Genomic DNA, 15,380 nt, shown 5'->3' on the forward strand with positions numbered 1-15,380 from the left:
GGCCAACCTGGTGAGAATTAGGGCCTGCCTGACGGCAGGCCGTTACCGGCCCGCACACAAAAAATCTGACAGTCCCTCATGATGCAACTCCGGTGTTTCGAAATTCAGTTGAGACCAAACCTAAACGAAACAAACGAAAATCGCAATATTCGAAACACCAACATCGGGCGCTACCGAATCGGCTCCTACTTCCGCTTGGTAAGCTCATCACCTCCTTCGCAGAAGCCTACGATACCAACCCACCCCACCCGTCACTGCCCCGACAACAACCACCCCATTCCCCACCAGCCAAAGCCCAAAATTCCGACTCTGCTCCGCATCCCCCTCATAAAACGGTCCAAAATACGCCGATAGCACCACTACCACCCCGTTAAACACCCCAAGTGCCACCGCAACCACCAGCACAACAAACACCACCCCCTTAACAACTTTCAGGCAACCTTCCAAAACCATATCTCCCTGGACTCGTGATAATCCGAGAACGTCCCTTCAATCGAAAATCCCAGCTGAATACGCGGGTAGCTCAACCAGTCCGTCAACCGCCGCCCGTTCCATAAGTCGATGTGATCACCACTGCGATTACCAAACGTTTCGTTTCCCCGGCGCCAAAAGTCTTTGAAGAAGATAATGCCTTGTTGCCCAGCCAACTCATCTTCGAAGCTTTCGGGTTTTATCTTCTTCATGCTTCGTAAACCGGGAATGATGACGCGGCTTAATGCATTGGCCATTTCCTCTGCGGCCAGTATGTGCCCCTCGCTTTTGGGATGCTGCCAACAATAGCGCACGCTGCTTAGTCTGCTCAGGTCAACGCCAGATCTACGCAGTGCCACACCAAGATTGATCGCGCATTGATCACTGAAATTCTTGGCACCGTTGGTTCTGCATGGCGCCGCGTCGCCGAAGATTTCCGGGTGGTTTTTCCATAGGGTATTGAATGTCAGCATTCTGCTTTCCATGCGTATTTTTTCCGCGACCGTAGCAAACACGGTGCGGATAAAGAGAACGCCAGAGCGAATCCAGAACGGTCCTACGCAAGACATAGGCTTGGCTTGCAGGACAATACGCACAAGCCTGTCGCGTGTGGATCAAGGCGCTCAAACGCTCGCCTTCTAGAGCGCTGACAACCTGTTGCCTTTTCCCACGCCAGCCATCGAACAAAGCCAATACCTACCATCGCTCCGCCTTCGTAGGCTCACCTCCTCGCACAAGGAAGTGAGCCGTCATGCCAGAACGCTCTTACCCACCCACCGAAGAAGAGTTACGCAAACAACGCATCCTGACGCCGCAGCCATCGCGTGCGCCGTATTCGCCATCGGTTGATTTTTTCGAGCCATCCCCTGCCCCAGCCCCTACGCGAGCCAAACCTCCCGGCTGCGTCTTCATGAAGCCTTGCCAACTGCCTGACGGCATCACTCATTACTTCGACCCGGCCGGGTATGTCCCGCTGGAGCTGATCAAGGAGTATGGCCACTTAAGCCTGCTGGGTGGGCGTGAGGCGGATAGCAGGGGCGCGATTGCCTAGCGCAAGATCGGCGGCAGCACATTGCCCGCGGGCTTGGGGCAGTTGGCGTTGCGGTCGGCGGTTTGGGAGTCGGCGGCAACTGCCGTTGGACCGGTCGCCGGGGGCCTGCTGACGGGCTTGGTGGCGCTGGCCTGGCCGTCAGAGCTGGGTGATAGCGCGCTCTACAGCGAGGAGCAGTTGCGTTCGATGCAACGGGCGCGGTCGCAGATGCGGTTGCATATCGAGCAACGCGAGGACGGCACGCTCAAGGGGTATGGGTTCTACACGGGCAACCATGCCGATTGGCAGATGATTGATGTGGTGCAGTTCCAAAACCGTAGCGATCAGTTTGTAGCGGATTTGGGTGAGGGTGTGGAGTTGATCTGGACACCCGCCGTTGATCCCAGCGACACGCTGGGGATTCCGCCATTGGAGGCTGCGCCGCAAGCGCCGATGATCTGGATTTATCCGCCGACGGAGAAAGCGGCGCAGATTCTGGTGAACCCGGTTTATCCGCCGGAGTATCGGGATTTTATTCTGGTGTTCCCGGTGGAGTCGGGGGTACGGCCGCTGTATGTGGTGGTCAACAAGCCAAGGAAAGGGCTCAGAAACCCAGACCATGACTACTTCCCAGCCCCCAAAGCCGAAGATATAACAGGCTTCCCTGGTCTGATTCCGCAAAGGCCTGTGACGCCAAGAAGAGGGGGCGTTGGCTTACGCGAACGTTGGATAGACGCAAAAGGAAAAAGAATATTTGAATGGGATTCCAAGAAAGCCGAGCTGGAAGTCTATCGAAAAAGTGACTTGGAACACCTCGGTGCATTTGATCCTTATACCGCCGAGCGTCGAGGACCGGCGGACCCGAAACGTCGAATTTATAGATAAAGAGGAATTCTGAAAATGGTGATGAAAATCAGACTGCGATGGTACGAAAAGCACAGCAATGACTTGAAAGCGGATGAATACTCAGCGGATATCGCTGACCCAGACAGTATTTTTGAAGCATTGGGCTTAAGCGAAGAGACCGCGATATATGCCGACGTATTCAACGTCCAACCCAATTGGATAACGCTAATTCAGCCGTACTTCCAGCACGTGATCCAACCCAACCGCCTCGACTACCAAATCTCCTTCCGCTACCAAGGCGCCTGGCCACCGCCTCCAAAACAATCCAAAAAGGCGTCGTGATGCAATGAAACCCACATCGCAAAAGCCCCTTCTCTACCGCTCAGTCAACACCCGAACCCATGGCGTGCGCCACGGCAGTTGTCGCGCCTACCGGTATGAGCGGCACACCAAAAGCGAAAAAGACAAACAATCAAACCGCGGTTCGATGCATAGCCATCAACGGCATGGCTTTGATTACACCCCGCTATTCCGCTTTCTACTTTCCAAAGTCGGTCACCCATGGGATCAGGTGTTCAGCGAAGCCAACGCCCGCCTGGATCGTCCGGAGCCGATGTTCTGGATGGTCGCGCAACATGAAAGCGACAAGCAGGATTACGTGAGAACGGATGAAAACAGCTACTACAGCGGCTTGTGGGTCGACGAAGGCGGCCTGCTGCAAAAGGTCAACCCACAGCTGACGCCCGAGCAGATGAAACCCTTCTGCAACTGCTGCACCCACACTTTCAACGGTGTGGTATTCCCGCAGGGTCTACCACACCACGGCTAACCCTCAACCCGACTTACCCCCACTCCCCGCCTCAGCCACCGGTACCCGATTTGCCGGGTCCGTCACGTCATACACATGCTGCTCACACCCCGAACCCTTGAATTGGAATTCCACCAGATACACTTTTGCCTTCTCCGGGCTAAACGTATTCATCTCCGGCCCGCAGGTGTAGTAGTAACCAGTACGGGTGTCGTTCGCGTAACCCGATACAGTGAGTTTCTTGCCGGGGTCGGCCTGGATTTCCAGTTGTGGGAAACGCTTGAAGCCCGCACTGGCCACGGTCTGGTTGAGCTTGGCGATCCAGTTGAAGACCTTGCCTTCGCCGGTGTCCATCACCGTGCCGAGGGCTTCCATGCGTGAGTCAGGATCGCCTTCGCGACTGATCGAGAAGTCGACGGCGGGGGTGCCGCCACTGGACTTCATAATGACTTTGGCGTGTTCCGCATCCACAGCCACGGTTTTCTGGCGAAACTGAATGCCGTCCTTGAACAGGCTGGATGATGAGTCGCGTTGGTTGGATTGGCAGGCGCCCAGGGCCAGAGCGAGGGAGAGCAATGCGATTCGCTTCACGGAGGATATCCTTATCGAATGAGGGTGATGAAGAGACTAGGGCTCACAGGGAATGTTCCAAACCTTATCACCTGTCAATTTTGCGCAGTTTGCCGCCTGAAACCGACTGTGCCACGGCCAATTGTTCCTCGAAGCTGAAACCCGAAAGCTCGTAGAACAGACTCCGCACTGGCTGAGCCTGTTCGCCCCGCAGGGGGTACCTGTGCAGCCGGGGCTGGGCCATGGTTCGGTAGACCCTGATCAGAGCCGGGTTCGCGGCATAACCTGCGAACTCACGCTGCGCACTTTCCACATCGCTATATAAGGCATAGCCGTAGTCGTGAGCGGTATCGGAGTCCGCGCGTCCTCCAAACCGGACTTCGCCATCCTTGAGAAAATGCCTGAGCAAGTGAGGATCCAGAATGGGCACGTCGTCATATGCAAAACCGGCGTGATAAGGACCACTGACGATCACCAACGGCAGCACGGTGACTTCGGACGCGTCGCTGAGGTGAGGAAAATACTGGCTGCAAAATGCCCCCAGTCCTTGCTGAATATGCTGGGCTTTTCGCCGCGCCTGGCGGGCTTTATGGATGATGCCATTGTTGTCGGAAAAATCGTTGTGGTAATCCAGCGGTGTTATCGGTGCTCGACGACTGCGCAATTCACACACCACCAGCAGACTGCCAAACGAGAACACAAGGTCGATCTCCTCGACAACCTTGGACGGTCCTCTGAACTTCACCGCCCCCAACCATGTCAAGCCCGCCATGATCGGGTTGGTTTTGCGACAATCTTCCAACACCGCGAGCAGGTAACGTTCAAACAGTCGTCCGCGTTGCTTCCCTTTGGGGTCGATGATGCTGAGCCAGATATCAAAATTCCTGGAGATGCTGGCCGTCAACGGCGCACTGATCGGAATCAGTACGTCTTCATCCACCTTCACCAACGGTCGCGACCACAGGTCGTGCTGCAGGCTCTTGGCCTCGTAAAGGAGCAGATCAATGGCCGCGTTTACCTGTTCAACTGCAAGCCCCGTGGACTCTGCAAGCCGTTCGACAAGAGTGTTGCGGGAAAACCGCGGACACAGCTTGAGCAGGTCTTCCCACTGTCGAGGCGCAGGCATCTGACCATAGCGCTCTTTGAGTTGCGCCGCGATCACCGCAAGGTGCAGCCAGATATGCAGCAGGTTTTGGCACTCGGTACTTTTTACAGCCGGGTCGGGAGAGGCATCGAACAACGGATGCAGGTACTCGTCGATCATGTAATACGGCGACAGATACGCATAAAGCGCGGCTGTCTGGACGCTGTCGCTTAATTCAGACCAGTTGCCGATCGACAACACGTCAGTGCCGACGCATTGGATATAGCGCTGCCACCCGAGCCGGGGCACATAGGTTTGGCGACCCTGATGAAGGTCATTGGAAATTCTCAGACCGTTGGTACCGTTGTGGTGATCACGGCGGTATTCATAAATCACTTTGACCAGATCCAGATGCTCCGACGCAGAGGAGAGCAGTACGCCTTTGGAGTCGGCAAAAAACTCCATGCCGCCGTACAACAACTCTTGCCAGATTTTTTTGAAACTATGGGTCAGTTGAACCAGGTCGCTTTCATAGGCAAAAAAGTTGATAGCGCTGAGCATATGCGGGCAATTGTCGGGGAACAGCACACGCAGGTCATGGCGGTTTTGATAAAGATCCCAGATCGGCCCGCAGAGCGAATCCAGCCGCAGCATGTTGAGGTGATCCGGTGGCAGGCCGGACTCACCGTTGGTCAATGAAGAACGGAATGAAAGGTGCTCTTCAAGGGATGCTGTCGGGTTGGCCTCGACGGCGTGCAGGGCCTCGGCGGACATTGCGCAGAAGAAGTGATTGGCCGACCCGATATGTGCGCTGATCAGCGCGTCATACGTCAGCGGCTCATCTGTACTGAACGAATAGTGCAGACGGCTGCTCTTCACCCGTTTAAATTGGGTGTTCAGCCAGCGTGCACCTTCCAGGAAGCCTCTTTCGATGCTGTGCCCAGGATAAAGCGCCTGGTATTTCACAATCCAATCGTTGATGTCGAACTCGTCGAGCATCGCGGGGTGTGCCAGTTGTTTGTTGCGGGCGAGCTTGAGCAGTTGCCGGTCCATCAGCGTGCCTCTGGTTTTTTTAAGGTAAAGCCCGCAGGCTTCGATCGACACCAATCACTTGGGCTGGAAGGTTTCCAGATACGCCAGGATGTTTTCAATTTTCTCCTGGTCGCTGATACCCCAGAAGATCATCCGCGTACCACTCACCACCTTCTTCGGCGCCTCGATATAGGCCGCGAGCTTGTCACGGGTCCAGACCACACCGGAGTTTTTCATCGCGTCGGAATACTGATAGTCCGTGGTCGTCGCGGCGGGCCGGCCGATGATGCCGTTGAGTTGCGGGCCGAAACCGCCGCGCGCGCCTTCGCCGATGCTGTGGCAGCCGCCGCAGGTCTTGGTGAAGAGCTTGCCGCCCGCCTCGGCGTCGCCGGCCGCCAGAGCGGGGCTTGCGTTAAGGATCAGGGCGAGGGTGAAAAAGGCGTATTTCATCAAAGGCTCCACAGCCGGCAACGGTAGGCCGATTATGCCTGTATCAATTTCCCTCCGCCGCTTCTGGTAACAGCCCGGGAAGCGCTCTGAAACGACCATCCATCGCCCGGTACACATCCAATCGAACCTATTCCAACCCATCCCACTCCACCTTACTGAATCCCTGATGGTGGAGTAAGGATCATGGCTCAGCCATCGATTTTGGTGCTGGAAGACGACGAAATCATTCGGGCGTTAATGGTGGATGTACTGGAGGATTTCGGCGCGCTGGTGACGTCGTTTCCTTCGGCGGATGAGGGGATGATTTATCTTGAGCGGGCCGATGATCCGGTCGACCTGATTGTCAGCGATATCCAGATGCCGGGCCTGCTCAATGGCTATGACCTGAGCAAGGTGGTGGCCCATCGTTGGCCGACGGTGCCGGTGGTGTTGACCTCGGGGAATACCAAGTTGGCGGCGCAGTTGGGCGGCTCGGTGCGGTTTTTGCCCAAACCGTGGAGCACTGAGCATTTGATTGAGTGCGTACAAACGGCGTTGACCCAACAAGGCTTGTCAATGCACTGATAGCGTCACGACATCATTCAGATCGAACTTCATGGCGCCGTCCAGGGTCATTATGCAAGCAAGGAGCGACTTTTCTGATCCGCTGGTCAGCCTTTTCGCCTTGCGCGTACAGCTGCCCGCCATGAGTTGTGTAGAATTGTCGCCCGTTTAACGCGTCATTCATGGCCGAGAGGCCCACAGTTCGAGCTCACTGAATGCATTCACAGGCCCATGACGTTGGTGCGCCCTCTTTGCTGGAAACGTTGCGCACAGGCACGGCCCTGCTGCATGTGGCGCTGGAGAAGCGCCTGCCGTTTTTCTCTGAGCATTTGGATGCCGATTGGTATCAGCGCTTGCTTGAGGCGTACTACGGTTTTTATGGACCGATGGAAGCGGCGCTGTACGAATGTGAGTTGATCCCTGAGGGCTTCGATCAGGGGGCGCGTACGAAAACCCCGACGCTACTGCACGATCTGGATGCACTGGGCCTGAATGAACAGGCTATCGGCGCCCTGCCCCGCTGCGCCGAACTCCCGACCCTCGACACCCCCGCCGCCTGCCTCGGAGCCCTGTACGTGCTGGAAGGCGCAACCCTCGGCGGCCAAGTGCTGCGCCGGGAAATGGCCCAGCGCCTGGACGTCAACGCCGACAACGGTGGGGCGTTTCTCAATGTCTACGGCGCCGAGACCGGTCGACGCTGGAAAGACTTTCTCGATTACCTGGGCCGCCTGCCGCTGGATGCCCCCGCCAAACAACGCGCGGTAGAGGCAGCCCGTTCAACGTTCCGCTGCTTTGAGCAATGGCTCGACAGCCAGGAGGTACTGCTATGAAACCCGAAGATTTTGAAGAGCTGCTTGCCAACTGTGCCGACGAGCCGATTCGCTTCCCGGGGGCGATCCAGCCCCATGGCGTGCTGCTGACATTGTCCGAGCCCGAGCTGACTATCATCCAGGTCAGTGCCAACGTGGGCAGCCTGTTCGGCCATGCGCCCGAGGCGCTGCTGGGCCAGCCACTGCACACGCTGATGGGCGCCGAGCCCGCCCAGGCGGTTGCCGCCATGGCCGAAAACAACACGTTTTTTGACGCGCCACCGCTGCACGTTTCCTTTAACGGCGCAGAGTTCGAAGGCCTGCTGCACCGCCATCAGAATGTGCTGGTGCTGGAATTCGAGCCACGTCTCAAAGACTTCCGCCCACGGGCACTGAACGGGCGCACCAGTGACCTGGGCAAGATGCTGCAACGTTTGCAGTCGGCGAAAACCCTGCAAGCGCTGTACGAAATCAGCGTGACTGAAATCCAGGCCATGACCGGCTACGACCGCGTGCTGATCTACCGCTTCGAAGAGGAAGGCCACGGCCAGGTGATCGCCGAAGCGTCGGCGCCGTCCATGGAGCTGTTCAACGGGTTGTTCTTCCCCGCGTCCGACATCCCGGAGCAAGCCCGCGAGCTGTATCGCACCAACTGGCTACGCATCATCCCGAACGCGGCCTACGAGCCGGTTCAACTGTTGCCCAAGCTGCGCCCGGACACCGGCCAGCCGCTGGACCTGAGCTTTGCCACGCTGCGCAGCGTGTCGCCGATTCACTGCCAGTACATGCAGAACATGGGCGTGTTGTCGTCCATGAGCATCTCGCTGATGAAGGGCGACAAACTCTGGGGGCTGATCAGTTGCGGCAACCGCGAGCCGCTGCTGGTGCCGAACGAGCTGCGCACCACCTGCCAGACCATAGGCCAGGTGCTGTCGTTGCAGATCAGCGCCATGGAGGCCCTGGACCTGAGCCGTCAGCGCGAGGAAAAAGTCGAGGCCCTGGCGTTGCTCGACCAGGCGATGAAACGCTCGGAAGATAACGTATTCGACGGCCTGGCCCAGCAACCGCAGGTACTGATGGACCTGACCCTGTCCGGCGGCGTGGCGATCATCGAAGACAAGCAGTTGCACCGCTACGGCAACTGCCCGGAGCCGGCGCAGATCCGCGCCTTGCACAAGTGGCTGCAAGGGCGCAGCGAGCCGGTGTTTTCCAGCCATAACCTGGTGTCGGTGTACCCGCCGGCCGCCGAATTCCAGCAGGTGGCCAGTGGCGTGTTGGCCATGAGCCTGCCCAAGCCGGTGGATAACGCTGTGCTGTGGTTCCGTCCGGAAGTGAAAGAGAACATCAATTGGAGTGGCGACCCGAAAAAACCGCTGGACCTGGAAAACTCCGACGCTGGCCTGCGCCTTCGCCCACGTACCTCGTTTGAAATCTGGAAAGTGGAGATGGCCGGTATCTCCACCAAGTGGAGCCATGGCGACCACTTTGCCGCCAACGACCTGCGCCGCTCGGCCCTGGAAAACGACCTGGCGCGCCAGGTGCTGCGTGAGCAACAAGCGGTGCGTGCGCGTGATGAACTGGTGGCGGTGGTGTCCCACGACCTGCGTAACCCGATGACAGTGATCTCGATGCTGTGCGGCATGATGCAAAAGGCCTTCAGCTCCGATGGCCCACACACCTCGCGACGAATTTCCTCGGCCATCGACACCATGCAACAGGCGGCCGGGCGCATGAACGTACTGCTGGAGGATTTGCTCGACACCTCGAAAATCGAGGCCGGGCGGTATGTGGTCAAGCCGGTGGCACTCGACGTGACCCAGATCTTCGAGGAAGCCTATTCCCTGCTGGCACCGCTGGCGATGGATAAGGGCATCGACCTGTCTTTCAACGCCGAGCCGGGCCTGCAGATCAATGCCGACCCGGAGCGTCTGTTCCAGGTGCTGTCGAACCTGATCGGCAACGCGATCAAGTTCACTCCGCGCCAGGGCAACATCGGCATCAGCGCCATGAGCAATGGCGAAGAGATTGTGTTCTCTGTGCGCGACTCCGGCGAAGGCATTGCGCCGGAACAACTGCCGTACGTGTTCGATCGCTACTGGACCCAGACGGAAAACAACCCGACCGGCAGCGGGTTGGGGCTGTACATCACCCAAGGCATCGTCCAGGCCCATGGCGGCAAGATCGTTGCCGAAAGTGAAGTGGGTCGGGGAAGTGAGTTCCGGTTTACGGTGCCGAAGGTGATCGACGACTCGCATACCTGACTGAACGTCCCGACTGTGAAGGTCGAGACTTTTGTGGTGAGCGGGCTTGCCACAAGCCATGTTTAAACGGGCAACACCACCACCGCTTCCAGCCCTCCGCCCTGGCGCTCAGCCAGGGTCACGGTGCCGCCATGTTCCAGCACAATCGCCCGAGCGGTCGAGAGTCCCAAGCCGACACCGCCCGTGCTTTTGTTGCGTGAGCCTTCCAGGCGATAGAACGGTAGGAACACCTCCTCCCGATATTCGGCCGCAATGCCCGGCCCGCGATCCAGCACGCGAATCACTACCTCGTCCTGTGTGTGCTGCAACTCGATCTCCGTCGCGATGCCATAGTGGATCGCGTTGTCCACGAGGTTGGTGATCACCCGCTTGAGGCCCAGGGGCCGGCCGAAGTACACCAGGCGTGGCGGGCCGCGAAAGGTGATGTCGATCGCCTGATCGCGGTAGTCGTCGATCAGGGTTTGCAGCAACTCGGCCAGGTCCAGTTGCGTAGCCTGCTCCAGCCGGGCGTCATCGCGGAAGAATTCCAGGGCGGTGTTGATCATGGCCTGCATTTCATCGACGTCGCGAAACAGCCGCTGCTGCTGGTCGGCATCTTCGATGAATTCCCCGCGCAGGCGAAGGCGCGTCAGCGGTGCGCGCAGGTCGTGGGAGATGGCCGCGAGCATTTGCGTGCGGTCCTGGATGAAGTGGCGTAATTGCGCCTGCATGCTGTTGAACGCAAGGATCGCCTGGCGGATTTCATGGGGCCCCACCGGCTCGATGGGCGGTGCGCGAAAGTCTGCACCAAAGCGCCGCACGCCCTGGGCAAAGTCCTGCAGCGGCCGCGCCAGTCGCCGAGTGGCCACCAGGGTGACCAGTGCGGTGGAGATCAGCACCATTAACACCACGATCACACTGCGTGCGCCCTCGTCCAGGCCCCAACTGCGGGCAGGCGCGGTAAACATCAGCCAGGACTGATCGGCCAGTTGCATCAGCAGCAGGTAGTGGCCATTGCCGTCGGGCCAGTCAGACGGTTCATAGGCTTCCATGGGACGGATCGGGCCGTCCAGCAGGTGCTCGAAGGCCTGTTCTCCCGATTGGAAATCCGGGTCATTCAGCACGGGTAGATCAAAGGCGGTTCGCTGCGCCGACCACCTCACGCTGAACGCGTCATCAGCCATGACCTCGGCCAGACGCGGTCGTTGCACCGGCTCCGACGCTTCGATCACACGCACCACCACGGCGATCTTTTCCAGCAGCCCGGTCTCGGTGAGCGGCGGCCGTGCCCAAACCCCCGCCAGTTGCACGAACAGGGCGTTGAACGCCAATGCGGTGAACATCGCGACCAGCACCGTCAGGGCGATCCAGCGCGCCACGGTGTCGCGTGGGCGGCGACTCATGAACGGGTCACGCTGACGGTGAATTGGTAGCCGCCATTGCGCACCGTGCGGATCATCGCCGGGCGTTTGGTATCGAATTCCAGCTTGCGACGCAGGCGGCTCACTTGCACGTCGATGCTGCGGTCAAAAGCGTCGTGGCTGTGGCCTCGCGCCAGGTTCAACAACTGCTCACGGGTCAGCACGCGCTGGGGGTGTTCGGTGAACACCAGCAGCAGGTCGAACTCGCCGGACGACAACGGGATCATCACCTGGTCGGGCGAACGCAATTCGCGGCGTGTGAGGTCCAACTGCCAGCCGGCAAAGTGGATCCGGGGGCGTGCCACCTCCCCCATAGGCAGTCGCGTTTCGCCCGCCCGACGCAAGACCGCGCGCACCCGCGCCAGCAATTCGCGAGCATCGAATGGTTTGCTCAAGTAGTCGTCTGCGCCCATTTCCAGGCCTACCACACGGTCGCTGAGTTCGCCCATGGCAGTGAGCATGATCACCGGCGTCGCATATTGCTGGCGCAGGCGCTGGCACAGCAGCAGGCCGTTATCACCGGGCAGCATCAGGTCGAGGATGATCAGGTCAGCCGGCTGGCGCTCCATGGCCGCCCACAACTCGGCGCCACTGGCAGCCGTCTCGATCCCATAGCCGTGTTGCAGGAAAAATTTCTTCAGCAGGGCGAGGACTTCAAGGTCATCGTCCACAATCAACAAGTTGCTCACCGACGGTCTTCACTGGGTGGGTTCGAGGCGCTATCTAAAACCATTCGGCGCGGTCCGTCATATATTTCAATCGTGCAATAAAGCGTCAACGCCGCAATAAACCAGACATCTTTGCGCAAGGTTGCACTGCCAGGATCGGCCTCCCTTTTTTGCGGAGGCTGTGCCCATGCGCTCGTTGACCTACCCCCGGCATCTGGCCCGCCAGGCCGTGCTGTTGCTGACAGTGTCTTACCTGACGGGCTGCGCAAGCCCAACCCAGGTGGCGCCACCTGCTCGCTGTGCGCAGGTGAATTACCCGGTGTATGACCCGGCCGAGCCAGTCAACCGTGGCGTGTTTGCGTTCAACCGTATTGTGGATAACTACGCCCTGGCGCCGATAGCACGTGGTTACCGTGACCTGCCGGATTTTTTCCAGCAGGGTGTGCATAACTTTGCGAGCAACTTCGGCGAGCCGGCGGTGTTTATCAACGACCTCATGCAAGGCAACCCGCGACGCTCGGTCAATACCCTGGGGCGTTTCGCCGTGAACACGACGGTGGGCGTGGTGGGGCTGTTCGATGTGTCGGACCGCCTGGGCATCTCGCGCCATACAGCCGACTTCGGCCAGACGTTCGGCGTGTGGGGGATCGGCAATGGGCCGATTGTCGAACTGCCGTTGCTGGGCACCAGCAATAGCCGGGATGCGGCGGGCAAGGTCTTGAGCTTCCTGGTTTCGCCACTGGGCGACAGCGATACCGTGCAAACCCTGGGCACCATCAGCCTGGTGGGCGGCACGGTCGATACCCGTGCATCATTGTTACCGCTCACCGACAGCCTGCAGAAACTGCCGGATTACTACAGCGCGTTGCGTAATGTATTGGCGGAAAATCGGGCGGCTTTTGTGCGCGAGGGCCAGGCAGGCGCGACATCTCCTGCGCTGGACAGTTGTGCGAACAGCGCTTCGGATGACTTCAGAGCGCGGTAGCCAACCATGTAATCTCTTGCAGCAGTGGGTTTATAGCCTACTCGCTATGCCGTCATTATGTTTGGCCTCACTTCGCTGCAACAGGCGAAGTCATCCTCTAAACGCTATAAGGAAACATCCATGCCAAGCGCAATCAATCACACACTGGGCAGCTTTTACCCCCCACTGCAGCAGGATGATGCAGAGCCCCAGCGCAGGAAGCGCAGCATTGACGTCACACACTCGCAACTGAACGCCGCCGATCCTGGGAGCACGGCCGCCAACGACCGTCGCAAAAGCGGAGGTGGGCTAGACACACTGGGTCAAGGCAGGTTGCTCTAACCCGCCTTGATACGAAGGGCAGTGCACGGCCCTTCGTACTCCTGCTTAACAAAACCATGACATTCACTGGGCTAACCTTGCCGGTTAAACCCAGCGTGGAACCATTACCTGCATGCCGCACCTCGATAAACTGCCCGCCGTATTGGCCGGCCCACTGCTGCGCCGCCTCGAACCCCGGCGCCTGGTACTGTGGCTGGTGGGCAGTCGAGCCCTGCAACTGACCCTGCAGTTGCATCTGCCCGCCCAAACCCTGGAGATCAACCTGGATCATTGCCAGGTCGTTCCGGTGGGGCGCCATGCTTTTATCCACTTGATCGATGTACCGCTGGACGATGCCCTGCCCCAGGACATAACGATCCGTTACGACCTGCTGTTCGACAACACCGGCATCGCCGACTGGGCGCCACACCTGCTGTACGCCAACGCCCAATACCCAAGCTTCGTTTTGCACAGCCGCATCCACCAGTTGGTACACGGCTCATGCCGCAAACCCCACCACAGCGCCGATGAAGGCCTGCTGTGTGTCGACCGCCTGCTGGCCGATGCCACCACTGCCGCCGAGCGTCCGGCCCTGCTGATGATGAGCGGTGACCAGGTGTACGCCGACGATGTGGCCGGGCCGATGTTGCGCGCCATACATGCATTGATCGCACGCCTGGGCCTGTTCGATGAATACCTGGAGGGCGCCGTGATCGATGACAGCGCCAGCCTCTACGGACATCGTGCCAGCTACTACCATCGCGCCGACCTGCTGCCGGCACTGGACAGCAACGAAACCCTGCGTGAACGCTTCTTTGGCGGTGTGAAAAAGCCGATCTTCACCAGCAGCACTGCCGACAATCACCTGGTGACCTTCGCTGAAGTCATCGCGATGTACCTGCTGGTATGGTCGCCGACGCCGTGGGAACTGATCGCGCCTGAAGCGCCGCAACTGAGCACAGAAGAACAGCCGCGCTACCTCCGCGAACACGTGCAACTCGAGCGATTCCGCAATGGCCTGCCAGGCGTCGCTCGGGTGTTCGCGCACCTGTCCACCTTGATGATCTTTGACGATCACGACATCACCGACGACTGGAACCTCAGCGCCCAATGGGAAGCCACCGCCTACGGCCACCCGTTCTCCAAACGCATCATCGGTAACGCTCTGCTGGCCTACCTGCTCTGCCAGGGCTGGGGCAACCAGCCGGATGCGTTCAACGAACTGGTCAGCCAAACCCAGTCGCTCACCTGCCAGCCCCAGGCCAACCACCTGCAAGCCGCCGCCCAGGATGATTTGATCCAAGCGCTGCTCAACTTCCAGCAATGGCACTACGTGCTACCCACTACCCCGGCCCTGGTGGTGCTCGACACCCGCACACGCCGGTGGCGCAGCGAGTTCACCCTCAAGCAACCGTCCGGCCTGCTGGACTGGGAGGCGCTGAGTGAGCTGCAACAGGAACTGCTCGACCATCCTTCGGCCATCATTGTTTCCCCCGCCCCCATCTTTGGCGTGAAGTTGATCGAGACGGTCCAGAAGATTTTCAGCTGGTGCGGCCACCCGTTGCTGGTGGATGCGGAAAACTGGATGGCCCACCGTGGCGCTGCCCAGGTGATCCTCAATATCTTTCGCCACTCGCGTACACCGGGTAACTACGTGATCCTTTCAGGTGACGTTCACTATTCATTCGTCTACGAAGTGCTGATCCGCCATCGCAACGCGGGCCCCAGGATCTGGCAGATCACCAGCAGTGGCATCAAGAATGAATTCCCCCCACGCCTGCTGGAATGGTTTGACCGGCTCAACCGTTGGCTCTACTCACCCCGCTCGCCCCTCAACGGGTTCACGCGCCGTCGCAGTATGCAGGTGGTGCCGCATATTCCCGAGCACGCCGAAGCCGGCGAGCGGTTGTGGAATTCGGCGGGGATCGGCCAGGTGTTTTTCAACGAGCAAGGCCAGCCTGAAACGATCTACCAGCACAACGCTGATGGGAAGGGGCGGACGGAGATGATGGCACCTGATCAATAGCCATTAGCCATCAACCTTTAGCCGTACATCTGCCCTATTCAAAGCACCCAGGCCCCGTTGTACAGTAGCGCCAGCCACGGAGTATCGGCGTCAACAA

13 protein-coding genes and 1 pseudogene are annotated in these 15,380 nt (G+C 59.0%); 8 read left to right on the forward strand and 6 right to left on the reverse strand.

All coding sequences use genetic code 11. The features are described from left to right. Positions 1–431 precede the first annotated feature (431 nt). Entirely contained in the window at positions 432–1,067 is a 636-nt protein-coding gene (locus AC3WP7_RS25980) for a type VI secretion system amidase effector protein Tae4 (RefSeq protein WP_256579961.1), read from the reverse strand. Positions 1,068–1,222: 155 nt separating this feature from the next. Between AC3WP7_RS25980 and AC3WP7_RS25985 the strand changes: the two are divergent. The 3 genes and pseudogenes from AC3WP7_RS25985 (at position 1,223) to AC3WP7_RS25995 (ending at position 3,176) form a co-directional block, all read left to right on the forward strand. Then, positions 1,223–2,386: pseudogene (locus AC3WP7_RS25985) on the forward strand (S-type pyocin domain-containing protein). Between the two features lie 15 nt (positions 2,387–2,401). Beyond that, on the forward strand, positions 2,402–2,689 hold the full coding sequence (locus AC3WP7_RS25990; protein ID WP_071496423.1) for a colicin E3-like toxin immunity protein: 288 nt from the start codon (positions 2,402–2,404) through the stop codon (positions 2,687–2,689). A 145-nt stretch (positions 2,690–2,834) separates the two neighbouring features. Next, positions 2,835–3,176 (forward strand): hypothetical protein, encoded by a 342-nt coding sequence (locus tag AC3WP7_RS25995; RefSeq protein WP_306459258.1) that lies wholly within the window; start codon positions 2,835–2,837, stop codon positions 3,174–3,176. Positions 3,177–3,179: 3 nt separating this feature from the next. On the opposite strand, the gene AC3WP7_RS26000 is transcribed toward AC3WP7_RS25995, so the two are convergent. From AC3WP7_RS26000 to AC3WP7_RS26010, 3 genes are all read right to left on the reverse strand, one after another. Further along, positions 3,180–3,746: a hypothetical protein gene (locus AC3WP7_RS26000; protein ID WP_092249296.1), complete on the reverse strand. Its 567-nt coding sequence runs from the start codon at positions 3,744–3,746 to the stop codon at positions 3,180–3,182. 67 nt (positions 3,747–3,813) lie between these two features. Then, entirely contained in the window at positions 3,814–5,913 is a 2,100-nt protein-coding gene (locus AC3WP7_RS26005) for a hypothetical protein (protein ID WP_256579959.1), read from the reverse strand. A gap of 3 nt (positions 5,914–5,916) precedes the next feature. Then, positions 5,917–6,291 (reverse strand): c-type cytochrome, encoded by a 375-nt coding sequence (locus AC3WP7_RS26010; RefSeq protein ID WP_071489217.1) that lies wholly within the window; start codon positions 6,289–6,291, stop codon positions 5,917–5,919. Between the two features lie 183 nt (positions 6,292–6,474). On the opposite strand from AC3WP7_RS26010, the gene AC3WP7_RS26015 reads away from it, so the two are divergent. The 3 genes from AC3WP7_RS26015 to AC3WP7_RS26025 all read left to right on the forward strand — a co-directional run bounded on the left by AC3WP7_RS26015 (position 6,475) and on the right by AC3WP7_RS26025 (position 9,904). Further along, the gene (locus AC3WP7_RS26015) at positions 6,475–6,855 is read left to right on the forward strand and encodes a response regulator (RefSeq protein WP_092249305.1); all 381 of its coding nucleotides are present in this window, start codon (positions 6,475–6,477) and stop codon (positions 6,853–6,855) included. A 194-nt stretch (positions 6,856–7,049) separates the two neighbouring features. Then, the gene (locus AC3WP7_RS26020) at positions 7,050–7,664 is read left to right on the forward strand and encodes a biliverdin-producing heme oxygenase (RefSeq protein ID WP_092249308.1); all 615 of its coding nucleotides are present in this window, start codon (positions 7,050–7,052) and stop codon (positions 7,662–7,664) included. Next, positions 7,661–9,904, forward strand: coding sequence for an ATP-binding protein (locus AC3WP7_RS26025; RefSeq protein WP_102592570.1), 2,244 nt, complete (start codon positions 7,661–7,663; stop codon positions 9,902–9,904). Before AC3WP7_RS26020 ends, AC3WP7_RS26025 begins: the two co-directional genes overlap by 4 nt. Before the next feature lie 62 nt (positions 9,905–9,966). On the opposite strand, the gene AC3WP7_RS26030 is transcribed toward AC3WP7_RS26025, so the two are convergent. Together AC3WP7_RS26030 and AC3WP7_RS26035 are read right to left on the reverse strand one after the other, a co-directional pair. Further along, positions 9,967–11,286, reverse strand: a complete 1,320-nt coding sequence (locus AC3WP7_RS26030; protein WP_102592569.1) for an ATP-binding protein — start codon at positions 11,284–11,286, stop codon at positions 9,967–9,969. Then, positions 11,283–11,993, reverse strand: a complete 711-nt coding sequence (locus AC3WP7_RS26035) for a response regulator (protein ID WP_093128324.1) — start codon at positions 11,991–11,993, stop codon at positions 11,283–11,285. Before AC3WP7_RS26035 ends, AC3WP7_RS26030 begins: the two co-directional genes overlap by 4 nt. A gap of 166 nt (positions 11,994–12,159) precedes the next feature. On the opposite strand from AC3WP7_RS26035, the gene AC3WP7_RS26040 reads away from it, so the two are divergent. Both AC3WP7_RS26040 and AC3WP7_RS26045 read left to right on the forward strand, forming a co-directional pair. Then, positions 12,160–12,957, forward strand: coding sequence for an MlaA family lipoprotein (locus AC3WP7_RS26040; protein WP_102592568.1), 798 nt, complete (start codon positions 12,160–12,162; stop codon positions 12,955–12,957). Between the two features lie 433 nt (positions 12,958–13,390). Further along, positions 13,391–15,283 carry an alkaline phosphatase D family protein gene (locus AC3WP7_RS26045; RefSeq protein WP_102592567.1) on the forward strand — a complete coding sequence of 631 codons (1,893 nt, stop codon included), beginning with the start codon at positions 13,391–13,393 and terminating at the stop codon, positions 15,281–15,283. Positions 15,284–15,380: the final 97 nt, after the last annotated feature.

It is taken from the genome of Pseudomonas sp. FW305-3-2-15-C-LB1, assembly GCF_058787615.1.